Source organism: Mediterraneibacter butyricigenes, from assembly GCF_003574295.1.
GTDB classification, from domain to species: Bacteria; Bacillota; Clostridia; order Lachnospirales; family Lachnospiraceae; genus Mediterraneibacter_A; species Mediterraneibacter_A butyricigenes.
This window is the reverse complement of the sequence record NZ_BHGK01000001.1, coordinates 725,890-748,386: the sequence shown is the minus strand read 5'-3', so window position 1 is coordinate 748,386 and position 22,497 is coordinate 725,890. Positions and strand designations below refer to the sequence as shown.

Annotated in this window: 21 protein-coding genes; 20 read left to right on the top strand and 1 reads right to left on the bottom strand. The window is 43.1% G+C overall.

Annotated elements, in window-relative coordinates:
* Positions 1-16: 16 nt before the first annotated feature.
* A complete protein-coding gene (locus tag KGMB01110_RS03585) occupies positions 17-946 on the bottom strand; it encodes a LysR family transcriptional regulator (protein ID WP_117889080.1) in 930 nt (309 codons plus the stop codon).
* A 265-nt stretch (positions 947-1,211) separates the two neighbouring features.
* Here KGMB01110_RS03585 and KGMB01110_RS03580 point away from each other — a divergent pair, with 265 nt between their 5' ends.
* The 20 genes from KGMB01110_RS03580 (at position 1,212) to KGMB01110_RS03485 (ending at position 22,467) form a co-directional block, all read left to right on the top strand.
* Positions 1,212-2,606 (top strand): MFS transporter, encoded by a 1,395-nt coding sequence (locus tag KGMB01110_RS03580; RefSeq protein ID WP_158555726.1) that lies wholly within the window; start codon positions 1,212-1,214, stop codon positions 2,604-2,606.
* 161 nt (positions 2,607-2,767) lie between these two features.
* Complete coding sequence (locus tag KGMB01110_RS03575) at positions 2,768-3,355, top strand: TetR/AcrR family transcriptional regulator C-terminal domain-containing protein (protein WP_117604127.1); 588 nt, start codon at positions 2,768-2,770, stop codon at positions 3,353-3,355.
* Positions 3,356-3,524: 169 nt separating this feature from the next.
* On the top strand, positions 3,525-4,670 hold the full coding sequence (gene fucO / locus KGMB01110_RS03570; RefSeq protein WP_117604060.1) for a lactaldehyde reductase: 1,146 nt from the start codon (positions 3,525-3,527) through the stop codon (positions 4,668-4,670).
* A gap of 221 nt (positions 4,671-4,891) precedes the next feature.
* Positions 4,892-5,332, top strand: coding sequence for an RrF2 family transcriptional regulator (locus tag KGMB01110_RS03565; protein WP_117604061.1), 441 nt, complete (start codon positions 4,892-4,894; stop codon positions 5,330-5,332).
* Between the two features lie 196 nt (positions 5,333-5,528).
* On the top strand, positions 5,529-6,461 hold the full coding sequence (cysK, locus tag KGMB01110_RS03560) for a cysteine synthase A (RefSeq protein WP_117604062.1): 933 nt from the start codon (positions 5,529-5,531) through the stop codon (positions 6,459-6,461).
* 157 nt (positions 6,462-6,618) lie between these two features.
* Positions 6,619-7,929 (top strand): O-acetylhomoserine aminocarboxypropyltransferase/cysteine synthase family protein, encoded by a 1,311-nt coding sequence (locus KGMB01110_RS03555; protein WP_119297583.1) that lies wholly within the window; start codon positions 6,619-6,621, stop codon positions 7,927-7,929.
* Positions 7,930-7,953: 24 nt separating this feature from the next.
* Complete coding sequence (locus tag KGMB01110_RS03550) at positions 7,954-8,400, top strand: RrF2 family transcriptional regulator (protein WP_117604064.1); 447 nt, start codon at positions 7,954-7,956, stop codon at positions 8,398-8,400.
* A gap of 156 nt (positions 8,401-8,556) precedes the next feature.
* Complete coding sequence (locus KGMB01110_RS03545; protein WP_119297582.1) at positions 8,557-9,213, top strand: hypothetical protein; 657 nt, start codon at positions 8,557-8,559, stop codon at positions 9,211-9,213.
* A 43-nt stretch (positions 9,214-9,256) separates the two neighbouring features.
* A complete protein-coding gene (locus KGMB01110_RS03540; protein WP_119297581.1) occupies positions 9,257-10,456 on the top strand; it encodes a pyruvate kinase in 1,200 nt (399 codons plus the stop codon).
* A 155-nt stretch (positions 10,457-10,611) separates the two neighbouring features.
* Positions 10,612-11,160: a biotin transporter BioY gene (locus KGMB01110_RS03535; RefSeq protein ID WP_119297580.1), complete on the top strand. Its 549-nt coding sequence runs from the start codon at positions 10,612-10,614 to the stop codon at positions 11,158-11,160.
* 315 nt (positions 11,161-11,475) lie between these two features.
* Positions 11,476-12,660, top strand: a complete 1,185-nt coding sequence (locus tag KGMB01110_RS03530; protein WP_119297579.1) for an iron-containing alcohol dehydrogenase — start codon at positions 11,476-11,478, stop codon at positions 12,658-12,660.
* Positions 12,661-12,747: 87 nt separating this feature from the next.
* Positions 12,748-13,149, top strand: a complete 402-nt coding sequence (locus tag KGMB01110_RS03525) for a DUF1284 domain-containing protein (RefSeq protein WP_119297578.1) — start codon at positions 12,748-12,750, stop codon at positions 13,147-13,149.
* Between the two features lie 382 nt (positions 13,150-13,531).
* Positions 13,532-14,515 carry an ROK family protein gene (locus tag KGMB01110_RS03520; protein ID WP_119297577.1) on the top strand — a complete coding sequence of 328 codons (984 nt, stop codon included), beginning with the start codon at positions 13,532-13,534 and terminating at the stop codon, positions 14,513-14,515.
* Positions 14,515-16,821: a pyruvate formate lyase family protein gene (locus KGMB01110_RS03515; RefSeq protein ID WP_119297576.1), complete on the top strand. Its 2,307-nt coding sequence runs from the start codon at positions 14,515-14,517 to the stop codon at positions 16,819-16,821. The genes KGMB01110_RS03520 and KGMB01110_RS03515 overlap by 1 nt, the downstream gene beginning before the upstream one ends.
* A 2-nt stretch (positions 16,822-16,823) precedes the next feature.
* On the top strand, positions 16,824-17,732 hold the full coding sequence (locus tag KGMB01110_RS03510; RefSeq protein WP_170141685.1) for a glycyl-radical enzyme activating protein: 909 nt from the start codon (positions 16,824-16,826) through the stop codon (positions 17,730-17,732).
* A gap of 3 nt (positions 17,733-17,735) precedes the next feature.
* Positions 17,736-18,629 (top strand): mannose-6-phosphate isomerase, class I, encoded by an 894-nt coding sequence (manA, locus tag KGMB01110_RS03505; protein ID WP_117889089.1) that lies wholly within the window; start codon positions 17,736-17,738, stop codon positions 18,627-18,629.
* Positions 18,630-18,639: 10 nt separating this feature from the next.
* The gene (locus tag KGMB01110_RS03500; RefSeq protein ID WP_119297575.1) at positions 18,640-19,605 is read left to right on the top strand and encodes a Gfo/Idh/MocA family protein; all 966 of its coding nucleotides are present in this window, start codon (positions 18,640-18,642) and stop codon (positions 19,603-19,605) included.
* Between the two features lie 51 nt (positions 19,606-19,656).
* Positions 19,657-20,403: an N-acetylmannosamine-6-phosphate 2-epimerase gene (locus KGMB01110_RS03495; protein ID WP_117889091.1), complete on the top strand. Its 747-nt coding sequence runs from the start codon at positions 19,657-19,659 to the stop codon at positions 20,401-20,403.
* 51 nt (positions 20,404-20,454) lie between these two features.
* Positions 20,455-21,546, top strand: a complete 1,092-nt coding sequence (locus tag KGMB01110_RS03490; RefSeq protein WP_117889092.1) for a Gfo/Idh/MocA family protein — start codon at positions 20,455-20,457, stop codon at positions 21,544-21,546.
* An 18-nt stretch (positions 21,547-21,564) separates the two neighbouring features.
* Positions 21,565-22,467 (top strand): sugar phosphate isomerase/epimerase family protein, encoded by a 903-nt coding sequence (locus KGMB01110_RS03485; RefSeq protein ID WP_117889093.1) that lies wholly within the window; start codon positions 21,565-21,567, stop codon positions 22,465-22,467.
* The last annotated feature ends 30 nt before the right edge of the window (positions 22,468-22,497 follow it).

Below are 22,497 nucleotides of genomic sequence, written 5' to 3'. Positions count from 1 at the left end.
GAAATGCATACCAGAGTCATTCTGAAACTTTTTCTGCTAAAAGATGCACAAAACGTTGCTCTGGGATCGTCAGTTCTTCATTTTCCCGCTTGACCCAGGCGAGATGGTTGACCAGTGGATAGGCACTTCCGTCATCTTTTACTAAGGGGATGACATGGATATCCGGTTCTTTTTCCAGAAGCCCTTTTACCCATTTTGGAATATAAAGAAGAGCTCCTGCCTCCCGCATGAAATAGAGACATGCACTGATGGTATTGCAGCAGATCAATTGTTCATTGTCCACACTGTTTTGCAGATCCCCCAGATACATTTTCCGGATTAACTGGTCATCCATATCGAGAGCTACATGAAGATAGTCGGAAATTTCAGAAGATTTTACTTCGGTCCTGTGATAGAAAGGAGAGCGGGATGCCATACAGACATAGACGCCGGAATCTGCCATTTCATGGACTTCCAGAGCATTCTTTTTAATCTCCTGTTCAAATTCCTTCTTATCAGAGTCGGTCAGAATCAGAATGCCGATATCCGCAGTTCTTCCCTTCACCCGCTTCAGCACCGTTCCTCTGTCTACTTCTGCCATCATCACGTTGACCATCATCTGATGTTCCCGGCAGACGGATTTCAGAAGGTCGTAGAGAAAGTCAAACTGTTGGCTGGCAATACAAAGCCTCTGGATCGGAACGGAATCTTTTTTGCCAAATACATCCTCCAGTTTCTGACTGGAACTGATAACATCTTTTGCATATTCCAGGAATTCGCTGCCGCGCGCAGTCATCCGCACACCCTTGGATGTCCGTTCCAGAAGTTTGATATCATATTCAGCCTCCAGACTGGCGATTGCTTTCGTCAGACTTGGCTGACTGACATAAAGTTCCTGAGCGGCTTTTGTAATAGAACCACATTCTGCTATTTTAATAAAATACTCTAATTGTACTAAACGCATCATACACCTCCGGTCTTCTTCTTTGTGCTTTTTTCACATTTTTTTACGATGCCATAACCAAAAAGAATGTAAAATGCATAAAAAAGAGCTATTAGCTTATTCCTCATTGTTATGATAGTCTAAATTACAAGATAAAAGCAAGAGTATTGTGTAAATATTTCACAAAAGATGAAAATGTGGTTGCCGGTCGGTGGATCGGGAGGGAATGAGATGACGGGATTATCCGCAAATGCTGTCATCCGCAAAATGTGGAAGGAGAATCTATTTTATGGAAAATAATCAAAAGGAACAAACCTATTACCATGGCTCTGAGTCGATTAAACGGCAGGTAGCTTTCGCATTAGGAGGAGCTCCGATGAACCTGTGCTGGGTCATCGTCAGTTCTTATCTGATGTACTTCCTGACAGACGTGGCAATGGTGCCGATGGTTGCCGTATCAACTCTGTTCCTGGCAGTTCGTGCGTTTGACGCAATCAACGATCCGCTGATCGGACTTCTGGCGGATAATACCAAATCCCGTTGGGGACGTTATCGGCCATGGATGATGACGGGAGCAATTTTACTGGTTCCGACCGTAACCTTACTTTTCTGGGCGCATCCGACCTGGAGCACACCGGCGAGAACGACCTATGCCTGTGTTCTTTATGTACTGGCAGTTGTATTTGCAACCATGTGGGATATCCCGTACGGAGCACTGAACTCCTGTGTAACCCCATATGCAAATGAAAGATCCAAATTTGCAAGTAACCGTATTCTGGTTTCTTCCTTTGCATCCGCACTGGCAAGCAGTCTGGTTCTTCCGCTGGTAGCAAAATTCGGTGGAGCAAGCGGAGATATGGCCGGAGGTTATGTGAAGGCAGTGTTCGCAATCTGTATCTTTGCAATTCCATTTGCAATCATCTGCTGTAAGGGAACCAAAGAAGTAGTATATCCGCCGGCAAGCCAGAAGATCAAATTCAGCAAACTGATCCGTGTAATCGCAAAGAACCCGCCGCTTCTGATCATCCTGGTAAGCTTCTTTGCCTATGGATTCCTGAACTATGGTCGAAGCACGGTTGCAACATATTACTTTACTTATACCTGGAACAATCCGGGACTGGCAAGTATATACTTCGGACTGGCAGGAATCCTGTCCGGACTGGCAGCATTCTTCGGATTCTACCTGTTAAAGATCTTTAAAGAGAAGAACTATACCTGTATCTTTGGATATGCAGTGATGGTTGTTTCAAACCTGATCGTGTTCTTTGCAAGCCCGAAGACAATGAGTTCTACCGTGATGATGGTTCTGCTCTGTGTCAGCAATGCAGCAAACGGACTGGTTACAGGACTGATCTATGGAATGGTCCCGGATACCGTAGAATATGGACAGTGGAAGAGTGGAATCCGTACCGATGGATTTGTCTATGCAAGCACCAGTTTCATGAACAAATTAGGTGGTGCAGTCGGACCGTTCCTTCTTGGAATTCTGGTAAATGCAGCCGGATATGTTCCGAATGTAGAGCAGAGTGAAAGTTCTCTTCGCATGATCAACATCTGTATGAACCTGATGCCTGTTATCCTGGCAGCCGTTGCAATTGTTCTTCTTCTGTGCTATAAACTGAATCGGAAACAGCATGGAATCATTCTGGAAGAGCTGGCAGCACAGAATCAGGAAAATGCATAAGCAGAAAATGCAGAAATAGGCTGGAGAAAAATCCGCAAAAAAAGCAGAACAGAAATAAAAAGAAACAGAAATTCCACGCAATAGAATTGAGATTCCCGGCACAAATTGATAAAATAGATGCAGAAGCACAAAATCATGCAAAGAGGGCGAATTCTATGGAAATGGAAGCGTGGAAAGAAGAGACAAAACAGGAAAAGAAACAAGACGCAATGAAGTACCGTCTTGCAGATGCGATGAAGGTTTGTATGAGGAAGATGCCTGTAGAAAAGATCACGGTCAAGGAAATCGTGGCAGAGTGTCAGACCACCAGACAGACCTTCTATCGCCATTTTCAGGATAAATACGACCTGATTAACTGGTATTTTGACCGGATTTTGCTGGAATCTTTTCAGCATATGGGAGAGGGAAAGACGGCCTATGAAGGTCTGGTGAACAAGTTCCATTATATAGAAGAAGAAAAACTCTTTTTTAAGGCTGCGTTCCGGAATGATACCCAGAATTGCCTGAAAGATCATGATTTTCAGTTGATTTTGGGATTCTATGAAAACCAGATCTGCCAAAAAACCCAAAAGCCTTTGTCAAAGGAGATACGTTTTCTATTGGAAATGTATTGTCAGGGATCTGTTTATATGACGACACAGTGGGTGCTTGGCCCGATGAAGGAGACACCGGAGGAGATGGCACAAAATCTGGTGACAGCAATGCCGGCAAAATTAGAAGAGTTGTTCCGAAAATTGGAACTTTTGTGAAAAGAAAGACAAGAAGCTTTGTTGAAAATGAATGTAAAGTGACAAAACAGGAAAAGTGTAACATGCAAATGTTACAAAAGACCTGCTTTGTCACTTTCTTTTTATAGAAAGAGATTGTTATAATATAGTCAAACAAAAGGACGTACATAAAAAAGGAGAGTTGAAAGTTATGGCAAACAGAATTAATCTGAATCAGACATCATTTCACGGAGCAGGAGCAATTCAGGAGATTGCGGCAGAAGTAAAGGTAAGAGGACTGAAGAAAGCATTGGTTTGTTCCGATCCGGACCTGATCAAGTTCAATGTGACCAGCAAAGTGACAAAGGTATTGGAAGATGCAGGACTGGAATATGAGCTGTATTCTGATATCAAGCCAAATCCGACCATCGAAAATGTACAGCATGGAGTCGAGGCATTCAAGGCAGCAGGTGCAGATTATATCGTAGCAATCGGTGGAGGATCTTCCATGGATACTTCCAAGGCAATCGGTATCATCATTGCAAATCCGGAATTTGCAGATGTAAGAAGCCTGGAAGGAACTGCAGCAACCAAGAATCCGTCTGTTCCGATCATTGCAGTACCGACTACAGCAGGAACGGCAGCAGAAGTTACCATTAACTACGTTGTTACAGATGTAGAAAAGAAGAGAAAATTCGTATGCGTAGACCCGCATGATATGCCGGTGATCGCAGTAGTGGATCCGGAGATGATGTCATCCATGCCAAAGGGACTGACTGCTTCTACCGGAATGGACGCTCTGACACATGCAATCGAAGGATATACCACAAAAGCAGCATGGGAAATGACCGATATGTTCCATATTAAGGCAATCGAGCTGATTTCCAAGTCTTTGAGAAGTGCAGTTGCCAACGAAAAAGAAGGACGGGAAGGTATGGCACTTGGCCAGTATATCGCCGGAATGGGATTTTCAAATGTAGGACTTGGAATCGCACATTCTATGGCACATACACTTGGAGCAGTTTATGATACCCCACATGGTGTTGCCTGCGCAATGATGCTTCCGATCGTAATGGAGTATAATGCTGAATGCACCGGAGAAAAGTACAAAGAGATTGCAAGAGCAATGGGAGTAGAAGGAGTAGACCAGATGTCGGTAGAGGAATACAGAAAAGCAGCAGTCGATGCAGTACGTAAACTGTCTGTAGATGTTGGAATTCCGACAAAACTGGAAGCAATCAAAGAAGAAGATCTTCAGTTCCTTGCTGAGTCTGCATATGCAGATGCCTGCGCACCTGGAAATCCGAAAGATGCCAGTGTAGAAGATCTGAAAGCTCTGTTCCGGAAAATTATGTAATTGGTTTCCAATGTCTGTGTAAGGAAGAAAAACATGCATTTGATGCAAGATGACTTCTGACGTTGCGGACAGTGAACAGGAATATCGAAATGCAGAAAACCTGCCGGGAAGGTATGAAAAAGGAAGTTCTCCTAAAAACATACCTTTCAGGTAGGTTTTCTTATTGTTTCTGCTTCTGAAATATGATAAATTAAGTATAGTTCGTTAAGAGGTGAAAGAATATGAAGATATCAACAAAAGGAAGATACGCATTGCGTGTCATGGTAGATCTGGCAGCACATGCCGATGAAAGTGAGTATATCAGACTGAAAGATATTTCGCAGAGACAGGGGATTACGCTGAAATATCTGGAACAGATCATGCCGCTTCTGACAAGAGCAGGATATGTCCGCAGTTATCGGGGAAACAACGGTGGATACAGACTGGCAAAGGATCCGAAAGAGTACACCGTGGGGGATGTGCTTCGGACAACGGAAGGGAGTATCGCTCCTATCGCCTGTCTGGATGATGAGCCAAATCAGTGCGAGAGAGCGTCTCAGTGTACGACGCTTCCGTTCTGGGAAGGGCTTTGGAATGTAATCCGGGAATATGTGGATGGAGTAACGGTGGCAGATCTTCTGGAGCAGTCACAGTCTCAAAATCGTTGGGAAAAGGATAAGTGAATCAATGGTTCTGCCGGAAAGCCGGCATAATCTGAAAAGCGGCAAAAGGTTCAGGAACAGCCGAGCAGGAAAAAAAGTAAAAAAGAAAAAATGAAAAAACCTATAAAATATAGTTGACAAATATGTTTTATAGGAATATAATACAATCAATTCATAGAAAACATATCTATTCGGTAGGAATAAGGAGGAATAAAAGATGGCTAAGGTATATCAGGGAACACTTGGATTGATTGGAAACACTCCGTTGGTAGAAGTGGTAAATATCGAGAAAGAACTTGGACTGAAAGCAAAAGTTCTGGTAAAGCTTGAATACTTCAATCCGGCTGGAAGCGTAAAAGATCGTGTTGCAAAAGCGATGATCGAAGATGCAGAAGAAAAAGGAATCCTGAAAGAAGGATCTGTGATCATCGAACCAACCTCAGGAAATACAGGAATCGGACTTGCGTCTATCGCAGCAGTGAAAGGATATCGCATCATCCTTACCATGCCGGAGACGATGAGCGTAGAAAGAAGAAACATCCTGAAAGCGTACGGAGCAGAACTGGTACTGACAGAAGGAGCAAAGGGAATGTCCGGAGCAATCGCAAAGGCAGAAGAACTTTCCAAAGAGATCCCGAACAGCTTTATCCCGGGACAGTTTGTGAATCCGGCAAACCCGGCAATGCATAAAAGAACCACAGGTCCTGAGATCTGGGCAGATACAGAAGGAAAAGTTGATGCATTTGTCGCAGGTGTAGGAACCGGTGGAACTTTAACAGGAGTTGGAGAGTACCTGAAAGAACAGAATCCAGATGTGAAGATCGTAGCTGTAGAGCCAGCAAGTTCTCCGGTTCTTTCCGAAGGAAAAGGTGGTCCGCATAAGATTCAGGGAATCGGAGCCGGATTCGTACCGGAAGTTTTGAATACAAAGGTATATGATGAGATCATTACTATTGAAAACGAGGAAGCGTTTGAAGGCGGAAAGCTGATCGCAAAACAGGAAGGAATCCTGGTAGGTATCTCTTCAGGAGCAGCTTTACAGGCAGCTGTAAAACTGGCACAGCGTCCGGAATATGAAGGAAAGACAATCGTAGCATTGCTTCCGGATAATGGAGATAGATATTATTCTACACCATTATTCGCAGAATAATTACAAAAGAAGTAAAAACATTTCTTGCGGATCTGCAAGAATGGAGATAGAGAGTACATTATTTCAGAGATGTTTGCAGATGGATTGGGAAATGAAGAAATAATAAGAATAAATTCGCAAAATCAGGAGAAGCGATAAGAGAGAAAGGGATTACGTCATGGGAAAGAAAATTACAAGAGAAGAAAGAAATTTTAAATTTGAGACATTACAGCTTCATGTAGGACAGGAACAGCCGGATCCGGTTACCGATGCAAGAGCAGTGCCGATCTATCAGACATCCTCTTATGTGTTCAGAAACAGTGATCACGCAGCAGCAAGATTCGGTCTGGCTGATGCCGGTAACATTTACGGACGTCTGACAAACCCGACCGAGGACGTTTTCGAAAAGAGAATGGCAGCACTGGAAGGTGGTGTTGCAGCACTGGCAGTAGCATCCGGAGCAGCAGCAATCACATATACGATTGAGAACCTGGCTCAGAACGGTGACCACATTGTATCTGCAAAGAACATTTACGGTGGAAGCTACAACCTGCTGGCACATACTCTGCCACAGTACGGAATTACTACAACATTTGTTGACATTTTTGATGAGGCAGTAGTAGAAGCAGCCATTCAGGAAAATACAAAAGCCGTTTACATCGAGACTCTCGGAAATCCGAACTCTGATGTCGTAGATATCGAAGGTCTGGCAAAAATTGCTCATGCACATAAGATCCCGCTGGTAGTGGACAATACATTTGCAACTCCATACCTGGTAAGACCGATCGAGTACGGTGCAGATATCGTGGTACATTCTGCAACAAAATTCATCGGTGGACACGGAACAACCATCGGTGGTGTGATCGTGGACAGCGGAAAATTTGACTGGGAAGGATCCGGTAAATTCGCATCCCTGACAGAACCAAATCCGAGTTATCATGGAATCAGCTTTACAAAGGCAGTCGGACCGGCAGCATTTGTAACAAAGATTCGTGCAATCCTCTTAAGAGATACAGGAGCAACCATTTCTCCGTTCCACTCCTTCTTCTTCCTTCAGGGACTTGAGACACTGTCTCTTCGTGTAGAACGTCATGTAGAAAATGCACTGAAGGTTGTGGAATACCTGAAGAATCATCCGCAGGTAGAAGAAGTACATCATCCGTCTGTATCCGCAGACCCGGAACAGCAGAAACTGTATGCAAAATATTTCCCGAATGGCGGAGGATCTATCTTTACATTTGAAATCAAGGGAGATGCTCAGAAAGCCAAAGATTTCATTGATAATCTGGAACTGTTCTCACTGCTTGCAAACGTGGCAGATGTGAAGTCTCTGGTAATCCATCCGGCAACTACTACACACAGCCAGTGCACAGAGGAAGAACTGTTGGATCAGGGAATCAAGCCAAATACCATCCGTCTTTCTATCGGAACTGAGAATATCGATGATATCATTCAGGACCTGGATGAGGCATTCAAAGCAGTAGAATAATCTGGAAAGAAAGTTGGGAATGCAATGAAATTTTCAAAAAAAAGCAGTTATGGGATTTCCGCATTGATTGATCTGGCGGTCAATTCCAAAGATAATCGTGTGGCATTGAACAGTGTTGCAGAGAGAAACGGAATCTCTCTGCAATATCTGGAACAGGTTTTTGCAAGCCTTCGTCGTGCCGGAATCGTGAAAAGCATCAAAGGACCACAGGGCGGATATCTGCTGAACCGGGATCCGAAAGACATCGCAGTGGCAGAGATTTTGGAAGCTCTGGACGGAACTTATCGTCTGGAAGATCAGGAGATGCAGGAAAAGAGTAGTTGCCCTGAGATTACGGATACCATTCAGAACCTGTTGATCAATCGGGTCAATGCTCAGTTGGATCAGGTTTTGCAGAACCTGACTTTGGAAGATCTGGTGAAGGATTATCTGGAACGTCGGGATTATGGTCAGAATATGTATTACATTTAATGACAACTTATATTTAATCATAGCGAAACGAACAAAGCCAGTCATCGAAAGATGGCTGGTTTTGCTGTTCTGCGGGGACAATGATTGCACCATAGGAGCGAATTTGATAGAATAAAAAGCAGAGATACAGGAAAGATCTGGAAAAGGGGAGAATGAATGAAAAAGAAGATCATAAAAGGTGTGCTGTTATTGGCTATGGCGGTTTTGTTCCTGACAGGATGCAGCAGAAATAATGTGGAAGGATATGTGGAAGGAGTCCTGAATGCCACATACAAAGGAGATTATGCAAAATATATTCATCTGACGAAATGTTCCCAGAGTGAAGCGCAGAATCTTCACACGGAACGAATTGACGAATGTATGAAGGCACTGGAAGATCTGCAGATTTCAGATGATCTGAAAGAACAGTACCGGCAGTTTTTTCAAAAGGAGCTGGAAACCGTACGTTTTACTGTAAATGGAAAGAAAAAAGAGAAGGGTGGCTATAACGTGGAAGTGAGTGTAGAGCCCTACTCTATGTTTCAGGGGGTTGATCAGGAACTGGAACAGAAAGTAGATAAGTATTCGACGGAAGTGACGGAAGAAGCATTGAAGGGGACACCGTTTCCGGATGAAAATCAGTTAAGAGAAAAGGTATATGAATTGCTCCTGGAAATTTTGAATGACCATATGAATCACATTACATATGGGGAGGCTGAGACGATCAATATCCATGTGACAGAAGGAAAACATCAGTCTTATTCGATTGACGGCAGTGAATTAAAGAAACTGGACAAAAAGCTGGTAAATCTGAAAGAACTGGGATTGGAATAGAGCCCCTGAAAAAGAAAGAACTGGAAGGAAGAAAGTGATATAGATGGAATATTTTGGAACCTTTGGACCGAACTGTCATACTGGAGAACAATTGAAAGCACTGTTGGAAGCTGGGATGACCGGGATCCGTCTGAATCTGTCCCATAAAAATCTGGAAGAGTGCAGAGAATGGATTTTGGCGTATCAGGAGGCGCAGGCAGAACTTGGAATGGCTGCCAGATTGTTAATTGACCTGAAAGGTCCGGAACTTCGCCTGGGAAATCTGGAAGAAACGTTATTTCTTCAAAAGGGACAGGCCCTTTTGTTGGATCCATGTGGAAATGAGTCGAAAAGTTCAGAATCAGAAAATTCTGAGGTCATGATTTCAGAGGCAGAGGCTTTAGGAAGTGTGCTTCCCGTGATTCCGGTTCCGGAGATACTTGAAGCATACCTTCAAAAGGGACAGGCCCTTTTGCTCAATGACGGAACGGTACGGTTGGAAGTCGTGGAGAAAGTGTATGACGAGCCGGCAGATAAAGCGTTAACAGATAAAATGGATATAGAAGTGACACTGTTTGAAAAGGTAACGGAAAAGACAGATGAGAAGAATAGAAAGAACAGAAAGAGCAAAAAGAGCAAAAAGAGCAGAAGCCGGATCATGTGCAGGGTTCTTCGTGGTGGTGAGGTAGGAAGTCGGAAGAGTATTGCTCTGGAACAGGTGGAAGTACCCTCTCCGACGCTGACTCCGGAAGATTTGGAAAATCTGAAAGTAGCAGAAAGTTTCTGTGTGACAGATGTGATGCTGCCATTTGTGCGTGGAAAAGAGGATATTCAAAATCTCCGACAGGCATTGAAGGAGTGCGGGGCAGAGAACATTCAGATCCATGCTAAGATTGAGAATAAAAGAGGAGTCGAAAAACTGGAAGAAATTCTGGAAGAAACGGATGCGGTGGTGATTGCCAGAGGAGATCTGGGACAGGCCTATCCGCTGTGGGAACTTCCGGTGGTACAGAAAAAGATTGCGGCTGCATGTTGCAGAAAACAGATACCATTTATGGTAGTGACACAGATGCTGCAGTCCATGATAAAAAATCCGGTGCCGACCCGGGCAGAGGTGATGGATATTTATAATGCGGTGGCAGATGGTGCAGCGTCGCTGATGCTGACCGGAGAAACCGCAGTGGGAGAATATCCGGAAGAGGCTATGGCTTATCTGGTAAAAACAGCGGAAGCAGCGGGAAAGTACCTGTATGGAAATCCGTGAGAAAAAAGGAAATAAATCTGAGGGAAAAGCTAGAGTGAATCATAGGTAAAAGTTATGGAACTATACGAAATGTCAACTGACGAAATAATAAAGTAGACAATCGAAGAAGCATCCGATATACTTTTACCAGAAGGAAAAGGAAGGGAGTTTTGAGGATGCAACAAGCGAAAATTTCAGTACAGGATATCTGTTGTATTGCATTGATGGCAGCGGTGACTGTTGTAATGGCACAGATTTCAATCCCTATGCCAATGGGAGTACCAATGACAATGCAGACATTTGCGGTTACATTAGCGGGAGTGATTCTTGGATCAAAGAGAGGTGGGCTTTCCATCTTGGTTTACATATTACTTGGAGCTATTGGTCTTCCGGTATTTGCCGGTTTTAGCGGTGGAATCCAGAATCTGGTAGGACCAACCGGTGGGTTTTTGATTTCATTCCCAATCATGGCATGGCTGATCGGAGTTGGTGTGGAGAAGAGAAAACAGACTGGAATGTTTATTTTGTTTCTCATACTTGGAACCGTTGCAAATTACGTGATCGGTGTGGTAATGTTCTGCGCGATCATGCACGCATCCGTTACTACAGCGGTAGCAGCATGTGTGATTCCGTTTATTCCGACTGCAATTATTAAAGCCGTGGTTGCGGCAATTCTCGGGTTGAAGATCCGGGATCGTCTGGCAGTCTCAATGCAGTGGGCGTAGATTGCGAAATCCCCCTGGCGTTGTAGTTACATATTTATGAAATGTTTTGGTAAAATAAGCACTGCTTTAAGAGCTGTTCATGAATGCAATGTTCGTGATCGGCTCTTTTTCCATCAATCAGCTCGATTGTGTTTTCGGCCTGAATAAAAGTAAGCTCCATATTTATAAAAATGATATTTTCAAGGGCATTTTTCTGGTAAGATAGAAGTGAGTCGAGAGACAATCCTCTGAGAAACATCTAAAAGCAGAGCTGTAAAAAGAGGAAAAATAAAATAGAAAAAGAAAATGTAAGAAGTAGAAAAAGGAGAGAAAACAATGGCAGAGAATTTTACGTATTATTCCCCGACAGAGGTTGTATTTGGAACAGGAACCCATAAAGAAACCGGAAATTATATCCGAAAATATCAGGGAAGTAAAGTACTTGTAGTGTATGGTAGTGGACATGCGGTCAAGAGTGGTTTGATAGAGGAAGTGACAGAGTCCCTGAAAAATGCCGGTGTAGAGTACGAATTGTTGGGTGGTGTGGTTCCAAATCCGCATCTGTCGAAAGTATATGAAGGAATTGAAGTTGGAAAACGGATAGAGGCAGATTTTTTACTGGCAGTAGGAGGTGGTTCGGTTATTGATACGGCAAAGGCAATTGCTTACGGATTGGCTGAGCCGGAAAAAGATGTATGGACCTTGTTCGAACATGTGAGAAAAGCAGAGAGATGCCTTCCTGTAGCTTCCGTACTTACGATTGCGGCGGCGGGAAGTGAGACCAGTATGGGATCTGTCATTACCAATGAGCGGACCGGAGAAAAGAGAGCTTATGATGATGATCTGTCCAGACCGAAATTTGCCATTATGAATCCAGAGTTGACATTATCTCTTTCGGATTATCAGACAGAGAGTGGATGTGCAGATATCCTGATGCATACGATGGAACGTTATTTTACCGGTGGAGATACCATGGAACTAACAGATGCCATTGCAGAAGGGTTGATGTGTACGGTTATGAAATATGCGAAGATCCTTCATGAAGATCCTCAGAATTTAGAAGCCAGAACAGAGATCATGTGGGCCGGAAGTGTTTCTCATAATGGCCTGACAGGTTGTGGAACGGACGGAGGCGACTGGGCTACTCATAATATGGAACATGAGATGGGTGGAATGTTTGATGTGGCACATGGAGCCGGATTGGCAGCAATTTGGGGAAGCTGGGCGCGATATGTGAGTCATGCAGCTTCGGAAAGATTTGAAAAGTTTGCGTGCAATGTATTTAATATTGAAAAAACAGGAAATACAGAAGAAATAATTGAAAAAGGAATTCAGGCAATGGAAGCATTTTATCGTTCGGTTCAGATGCCGACATCTATGGAAGAATTGGGCATAATCCCGTCAGACGCGCAGATCGAGCAGATGGCAGAAAGCTGTGAACGTGCGACAGGTGGTGCAAATGGAAGTGTGATTCCTTTGAAGAAGAATGATATGATTCAGATTTATAAGATGGCAAGATGAAATGTAAACCATAAAGATATAAAGGTTGACAATTGAGAGGGCGTAAGGTATACTTTATTCCAGAAGAACACAGAAAGGTGATTCGAAATGAATCTTATATTACGCCCTCATCATTTGTTATGTACGCAAAGTTACGAAGGTCGGGGTTATAGCCCTCAGTTTGTGGAGAATATGGATAAAATTACAGACATTCTTCGCAAGCCAACCCCGACCCGAATTTGTCTGAAAAGAGATACGGACAGCCTTTGTGAAAAATGTCCGAACAAGCTGGGTGAAAATCAGTGTCGCGGGCAGGACCATGTGAAAAAAATCGATGAGAAGGTGCTTCAGTATTTTCATTTGGAAGAAAAGGAGTATGAGTATCAGAGCCTGATCGGAAAAATCCGGGAGGAAATGAAAGAAGAGATCCTGGAAGATATCTGTGGAGAATGTAGTTGGTATCAGAACGATGGCTGCATTATTCGGGAATGTGTGGGAATTGAAGGGTAAGAAAGAGAATTTCCATATCAAACAAAATTTATTATGAAAAAAGTAAGAGAAGCCTTTATGAGGAGGGCTTCTTTTTTTTGTTGCCAGGAATAGCGAAAAAAGGCTCAGTGGAGCTGTTTTTAATTGTCTGACATATGGTAAAAAAGTTAGTACCTCTATTAAATCTGGAGATGCGCTGCCCCCTGAAGTTTGATTAAAACCCTCGGAGATTGCATAGAATTTGGAACATTTTCGGTGATTATACAGGAAAATATACCCTGTGCAATAAAGGATTTCACAGAATATAAACAGCAATTTAAATAAACTTTTCCGCATTCTGTAGCATTGAAAAAAGTAGAGAAAGGAGATATGATTTTGATAGAAAATATGAGGAGGGTGGGGAATGAAATATTATCTGGGATTAGATGTAGGTGGCACAAATCTTGCGGCAGGAATAGTGGATGAGAACTGTAATTTACTACATAAAGAGAGTATTCCGGCGGGAGCCGGACGAAGTGTAGAAGAGATTACATCGGATATGGCGAAGGTGTCGAAAAGTGTAGTGAAGCACCTGGGACTTCCTATGTCTAAGATTTCTTTCTGGGGAATTGGAATGCCAAGTTACGTAAATCCACAGACGGGTTTACTGGTTCATGCCAATTGTTTTGGCTGGAAAAATCTTGATATCTATTCCTATTTGCAAAAGCATAGTTCTCTGCCGATTTATATTGAAAATGATGCGAATTGTGCAGCACTTGGCGAAGTGCTTGCAGGTGCGGGGAAAGGGTATCATGATGTGTTGATGTTGACTCTGGGAACCGGACTGGGCGGCGGAATTATCCTGAATAAAAAGATTTATGCAGGTGCCGATATGATGGGAGCAGAGTTGGGGCATACCAAATTATGTTATCACGGCTCCTCCTGTACATGTGGACAGTTGGGGTGCGCGGAAGCGTACTGCTCGGCAACAGCATTGATCCGGCAGGCAAAAGAAGCACTTCAGGGAAATGAATCTTCGGTCATGTATGAGTTGTGCGGAAAGAATCCGGAGCAGTTGAATGCAAAAATGGTAGTGGATGCTTATAAGATGGGAGATCAGGTTGCACAAAATGTATTCTTACAATATGTGGATTACCTTTCCTGTGCGATGTCCAGTTTTATCGTGATCTTTCGTCCGGAGATTATTATATTGGGCGGAGGAGTTTCTAATGTGGGAGACACATTGCTCCTTCCATTAAAAAAGAAAGTTATGGAGAATACTTATGCGGCTGATGTGATTGGAGTCCCGGAAATTCGTCTGGCAGAATGTGGAAATGATGCAGGGATCATCGGGGCTGCGATGTTGGAAAAATATGGAATGGACCGAAAAAAGAATGGGGTGTCATAATGGTCAGATTTGATATAGAAGGAAGTCAGAACGTAGAAGTCAGTAAAAAGATAAAATGTGAAAAGAGCTTGATCTGGCAATTGGAACGAATGGAGCAATATACGGATACTCACAAGGCGAATTTAAACCGATCCAAAGAGCGGAGAGAAGTAGAGTGCCTGAAGGTGATTTTCCCGGCATTGTTCCGTTCGATTGAGGAACAGGATCTGATCGCGGGACGCCTGGACTTTCTGCCGATCGGTTTTGGTACCGTTACTTCCATAGGCGGAGTCGGACATTATTGTGTTTTTAACAAACTTCGGGCATTTCAACGGGAAATCGAAAAAGAAGGAAAAGAATATTCAGATCGGGTGGAAGAACTTTATCGATATTGGGAGAATCAGGATCTGAAAGTTCTGTATTGTAAAGAGATCCTGACGGAGACGACAATCGGAAGATTCATTGATGTGGAATATCCGATGATTGCTACGGCAAGACTTTCCGGAATGATGTTGGATTATCATTTACTGCTGGAGTTGGGAATTCCGGGATTAAAGGAGCGGATTCAAAAAAAGATCAATGCAGATCCGGAAAATGAATTCTATCAGACTTGTCTGGAGTGTCTGGAGATTGTGACAGAAAGTGCAGAAGCATTGAAAAACCGGGCATTACAGCAAATGGAGCAGCTCCCGGAAACAAATCAGAAAAGAAGACAGGAATTGCAGCGGATTGCAGATGGTCTGGAATACCTGAAAGACCATAAGCCGGTTACATTTCATCAGGCGTTGCAGCTCTTATGGCTGTATGCATTGCTGGCGGGTGTGATTAATTACGGAAGACTGGATGATTTTCTGGGACCATATCTGGCAGCAGACCTGGAGGCGGGCAGATTATCGGAAGAAGAAGCGTACCGGTACCTGAAATCTCTCTGGACGATGATCGAAAACCGCAGGACGACGGTGAACGGCCGTGTGATTGTGGGCGGAAAAGGAAGACGCTATCCGAAAGAAGCAGATCAGTTTATGCGCATCGCCATGAAGGTGTGCAAAAACGTAAAATATGTGGAACCGCAATTTACACTTCGTCTGGAAAAAGATACTCCGGAAGATGTGTGGGAAGACGTGATGGAAGCACTGGGAAAAGGTGCGACCTATCCGACTTTATATAATGATGAAGTGAATATTCCGGCGGTATCTTACGGAATGCGTGTCGATGAAGAGACTGCGAAGAGATATGTACCGTTTGGATGTACGGAATTTGTGATTTGGGGACAGAGTACCGGAACCCCCAATATCTGTATCAACCTGCTGAAGATTCTGACAATTTACATGAATCAGGGAATTGATCCGATGGATGGTCAATTTAAACTGGGAGAATTGAAGCCAAAGAAACTGGAAGGAATAAAAAGTTTTGAGGACTTTTTTGCAGGGTATAAAGAAGTACTGGACTATTATATGGATCTGGCAGCAGAAGCCCAGTTTCAGTCATACAGGATCATGAATGAACATGTCAGTTTCCTGTTTACCAGTATTCTGATGGATGACTGTCTGGAGCGCGGCAAGGCTCTTTTGGACGGAGGAGTGCGATATCTGGGTGGCACCTGTGAAACCTATGGGAATATTAATACTTCGGATTCTTTGTGGGCAATCAAAAAGCTTGTGTTTGAAGAAAAGAAGTATACATTAACAGAGATGGAACAGGCAGTCTTAAAGAACTTTGAAGGCTGTGAAAAGCTGAGAAAGGATTGTCTGGACTGCGAGAAATACGGAAATGATCTGGATAATGTGGATGCGATGGCAAATGAGGTCTATGAATATGTTGCAAAAGGCATTCGTGACCGTGGAATTGAGAAGGGAATGCAGTATTTCCTGATCGTGATCAGCAATAATTCGCTGAATACGGAATGGGGAATCAGAACCGCAGCATCGCCGGATGGAAGAACTGCAGGAATGTATATGAATCCGGCAAATAATCCGCAAGGGGGAGCAGATCGAAATGGCCCGACGGCGATGCTGAATTCGCTGGCAAAATTTAATCCGAAATATCATGCCGGTTCGGTACAGAACATCAAGTTTTCCAGAAGCTTTTTTAAGAAAAACAAAGAACTGATCCGTGCAATGTTTCAGACGTATTTTGAAAAGGGTGGCTGTCATCTGATGGTCACGGTTGTAGATAAAGGGGAACTGGAAGATGCCATGATCCATCCGGAGGCACACAGAGATCTGATCGTACGTGTTGCGGGATATTCCGCAGTGTTTGTGGATCTGGATCGTTCGGTTCAGGAAGAGCTCCTGAGTCGATCCCTGCATGGAGAGGAGGATATGTAAGATTGGAACAGCGGCTTCATGTGTTTAATATTGAACGATTTGCGCTGCATGACGGACCGGGAATCCGAACGACTGTATTTTTGAAAGGATGCCCGTTGCATTGCCCGTGGTGTGCAAATCCGGAATCGCAATCCATGAAACCGCAGATTCTCTTTCGAGAAGAACGATGTGTCGGGTGCGGAAGCTGCATCCCGCATTGTAACAGAAATGCAATCAGCCTGAAAGATAAAAAAGCCCGGATTGACCGGACGAAATGTATCGGATGTGGTGATTGTGCAAATGCATGCATAACAGGAGCAATGTCCAGATGTGGACAGGAAATGACGACGTCGGAAATTTTTCAAATCGTAAAAAAAGATAAGGACTATTATCAGAAAACAAAGGGTGGGATTACGTTATCTGGTGGAGAAGCACTGCTCCAGACAGAGGCACTATATCCGTTGCTCGAACTGTGTGAAACAGAAAAAATACCGGTAGCAATAGAAACTTGTGGATATGTTTCTTTGAAATGTTTGAAAAAAATTGTTCCGAAAACAGAGTTGTTTCTCTTCGATATTAAGACATTGAATCCTGAAAAATTCAAGAAATTTACTGGTGGAAATTTAGAAATTGTTTTGGAAAACTTTTCGTATTTATCCAAAACGTCCGGAGAAAAAACAGTGGTTCGGATTCCGGTGATCCCGGGATTGAATGACACGAAAGAAGAAATAGAAGAGATTTTCAGATTTGCAAGACAGCATCAGGTGAATAAAGCAGATCTGTTACCCTATCATGTTTTGGGAATTGCAAAATATCAACAATTGGGGAGGACATATCCATTCGAATGCCGAAAAGGGCTGGATTCGAAAGAGTTAGAACCGTTTTTGGAAATGGGGAAAAATATGGGACTGACTCTTACTATAGGTGGATAGGAAATGAAAGAGTTGATCTGTTTAGAACCAATTGAAAAACATTTGATCTGGGGAAAGGAGACATGGGTTGTCAGTGGGAATCCACAGGGGGACTGTGAGATTCAGACAGAGGGATGGAATGCAAAGACTTTGTCGGAACTCTGGAGCACACAGAGGGAAGTCTTTGGAGGAATGAAGGAAAAAGAGTTCCCGTTATTGGTCAAAGTTATCGATACCAAAAAGGATCTCAGTATACAGGTACATCCGAATGATCAATATGCGTATGCAAATGAGCATGGGAAAAAGGGGAAAAATGAATGTTGGTATATTCTGGATTGTGAGAAAAATGCTTCGGTTATATTAGGGCATTATGCAAAATCAAAACAGGAATTCACGCAGGAGGTAGAAAACGGGCAGTGGAAGACTTTATTAAGAGAAGTTCCGGTCCATCCCGGAGATTTTATACAGATTGATGCGGGAACATTACATGCTATCAAGGGCGGAATCAAATTACTGGAAATTCAACAAAATTCCACCATTACCTATCGTTTGTATGACTATGATCGCCTTGAAAATGGAAAGAAAAGGGAACTGCAGACGGCGAAAGCATTGGAGGTAGTGAGGGTTCCGGCAAAACCTGTAGAACAATGTGTGAAACATAAAATAAATCAAGAAAAGAATAGTAAATATGTTCTGATACAACATCCCTGTTATACCATTTGGAGAATGGAATTGGAAAAAAACTGTTATATAAAGCAAAAAGAGCCGTTTCTGATCCTGAATGTGATTAATGGAGAGGGTAGTATCGGAGACCTGAAAGTGGGAAAGGGAGATCATATTCTGGTTCCGCAAGAGTATGGCATAATAGGGCTAAAAGGAAGGATGGAACTAATAGGTGCATCCTGTCAGATGCGATGAGGTGGTGAAGATGAAGATTGGAACAATCGGAACTAGTATGATTACTGGAGAATTTTTAAAAGGAATTCAGATGGCAGATGGTGTGGAATGTGCAGCAGTTCACTCAAGAGAAAAAAAGCGAGGAGAACTGTTTGCAAAAAAGTATGGAGTCCGAAAAGTTTATACAGAGCTGGAAGAGTTGTATGCGGATAAAACCATTGATCTGATTTACATTGCATCTCCAAACAGTTTACATTATCAGCAGGCAAAAAGAGCGTTGGAACATGGAAAACATGTAGTCTGCGAGAAACCTTTTACTGTATATTCAGAAGAATCAGAAGAACTTATTAGAATGGCAAAAGAAAGAAATTTATTTCTTATAGAAGGAATTACTACAATGTATATGCCAAATTACAGAGTAGTAAAAGAGCAGTTGCCGACTATCGGAAAAGTGAAAATAATCCTGTGTACATTCTGCCAGTATTCCAGTAGATATGATCAGTTCAGAGATGGAGAGAACCCCAATATTTTTAATCCGGAATTTGCAGGTGGAGCGCTAATGGACATTAATTTGTACAATATCTATTTCGTGGTTGGCTTATACGGGAAACCGGAACGTGTACATTATTTCCCGCAAAAAGCGGAAAATGGGATTGATACCAGTGGAATTTTGATTTTGGAATATCCGGAATTCCTTTGCCAGTGTACCGGAGCAAAAGATGTGTGGTGTGAGAACAGTGTACAGTTATTGGGCGAGAAAGGATATATTTTAGTTCCGGCAGAAAGTAATCGATGTGATGAAGTGACAGTTGTGACGAAATCAGACAGAAAGACATATAATCTGCACACAATGGGACATTGGTGTATCGAAGTGCAGGAAATCATGAAAATGATTCAGAATCAGGATTTTGAGGACTGCAACAGAAGGTTGGAAACAACCCTTCAAGTGGTGGAAACTTTGGAAATGGCAAGGAAAAGCGCGGGGATGTGTTTTTGAACAGGCAGAGAACGTAGCGTATATGACAAAAAATAAAAGGGAGGAAATGATATGAAGACAACAGATGCACGAAAACGTGAAATTTTAGAGTCACTGAAAGGTGGGCTGATCGTATCATGTCAGGTGCAGCATGATGATCCAATTTACAGTGAAGAAATGCCGGTGAAAATGGCAGAAGCTGCACAATGGGCGGGAGCAGTTGGAATCCGTGCTAATTCACCGGAACAGATCCGCGCAATTCGAGAAGTGGTAGATTTGCCAATTATCGGTTTGTATAAAATCTGGCAGGAAGGAACCGATGTGTTTATCACACCAACATTGGAAGCAGCAAAACAAGTTTATGAAGCAGGAGCAGATATTATTGCACTAGACTGTACAGATCAGATGATAAATGGAAGAGAAGCTTATCATTTATTGCCAGAAGTAAAAGAGGCATTACCGGAAGCCATTATTTTTGCAGATGTGTCTACTTATGAGGAAGCAAAAAGAGCATTGGAACTGGGAGCAGATGTGATTGGCCCGACACTCTATGGCTATACTAGGCAAACAAAAGACATTGAACAGCCAGATCTTAGAGAATTTGCAAGAATGTGTCGGGACTTCGGTGATCAGGCATATCTGATCATGGAAGGGCATATTTATACTCCGGAAGATGCGATTAAATGCCTGTATTTGGGAGCACATGCGGTTGTTGTGGGAAGTGCAATTACACGGCCACACCTGACGGCGAAAAGGTTTGTAGATCTGATCAGTGGATATCAGAACAATTGGAGAGAAGAAGAACGGAAAAAACATTAAATATGGGAAATTTTAGATCAGGATCATAAAAACAGGAAAAGGAGGAAACGTATGAAAAAGTGGAAAGTTGCGATCATGGGATGTGGGATGATTGCCCAGGAAATTTACATTCCGCAGATGCGCCGCATTGAGAAAGCAGAACTGGTTGCGGTCTGTGATATCAATGCAGACCGGGCAAAAGAGGTGGCAGAAAAATTTCATGTACCGCAATGGTATGGGGGGATTGATGAACTGCTGGGAAAATGTGAATTTGATATTTTGATGGATACAGCATCTATCCAGGCACATCATGAGATTAATATGAAAGCTCTGAGAGCAGGAAAACACTTGTATTCCCAGAAGCCAATTGCGTTGACGGTAGAAGAGGTGACAGAACAGATTGAGGCGGCGAAAGCAGCAAATGTGAAGTTTTCTGCATCTCCGATCCATATGATCCGCCCGGATATCCAGAAAGTACGGGAGATCATTCAAAGCGGTGCAATTGGAAAAGTAACGATGGTTCGGGTACACGCATCCCATGGAGGACCGGAGTATTTTCAGTTCCGTGATGCGGATCCGTCCTGGTTTTTCAAACCGGGAGCCGGCGCATTATACGACATGGGGGTTCATGGAATCACCATGGCAACTGCCGTGATGGGGCCGGCGAAAGAAGTCGGATGTATGGCTGCCATTTCAGAACCGGAACGGACAGTACGTTCTGGAGCATTTGACGGAAAGAAGATCAAATCAGATATGCTTCCGGATAATTACCTGATCACACTGGATTGGGGAGATGGATGTATCGGAATCATTGATACCGGTTTCTGTCAGAAAGCATCGACTGTAAATATGCTGGAAGTATATGGAACTCATGGAACCGTTACGATTCTGGGAGAACTGACCATCGGACAAGGAGAAGGCGTTCGTCTGTATGTGGATGACCCGGCAATTAAAGTACGCGGTTGGATGGATCCGTTACCGGTTACAGAGCCGGACAGAGAGTTTGAACAGTGTGAATGTCTGGCAGATTTGATTGAAGCAATCGAACAGGATACACAGACAGGACTGACACCGGAGCATGCGAGACATGTAATAGATATTCTCTGTACAATTCCGAAAGCGATTGAAGAGAAGAGAATTCTGCCATTACATACGGAGTTTTAAGAAAAGGAGGGAAAATATATGATCAGTACAGGCATTTTTACGGGATATTATCCGTTTGACATTGATGAAACAATCCGCAGAATCAAAAAGGATGGATTTTCCTGTGTGCAGTTGGATGTGTCATTTAAGGATTGTGATGCAGCGAAAGAATATCTGACCAAAGAAAAGGCAAATCTAATTCGGGATAAATTCCGGGATGCAAATCTGCCGATTGTAGCAATTTCGGCTTATACAAATCTGATTCATCATGATCCGAAAAAGAAGAAAGCAAATCTGAATTATATCAAAATGATTATGGAGCGAGCACTGGATCTTGGATGCCCTTATGTCGCCAGTGAAACAGGAACCAAGAACCTCGAAAGTGACTGGGTATGGGATGAGGCCAATGAGACGGAACTGGCATATGAGGAAACGGCGGAAGCGATTGCAGAGATTGTAAAATTCGGAAAAGAAGTCGGTGCGACCTACATCGTGGAGAATTATGTGAATAATGTGATTGGCTCCATCGAACAGCTTCAGAGACTGTTTTCGGATATCAATATGCCGAACCTGAAACTAATCTGTGATCCGACCAATTACTTTACCGAAGAACTGATGCATGATATTGACGGACAACTGCAGAGGATTTTCCATGCATTGTCGGACAAAATGGTAATCGCTCATGCAAAAGATATTAAATTTGCAGAAGATTTCGGGGTCAAACAGGCCGATATTGATGCGGATGAATCTCATGTATTTCGCGGTTCTGGGGCAGTAGAACTTCCGGCACCGGGACTTGGCTGCTTAAACTATGATCTGTATCTCAAACTTCTGGCAAAATATCATCCGAATATCCCGTTGATTATTGAACACCTGGATGAAGGGGATATTCCGCGCGCAAAGAAATTTGTGGACGGTGTATTAAAGCGGCAAGGGGTATAAAAGTTGTATTGAGTCCCAGAATGTGCCAGA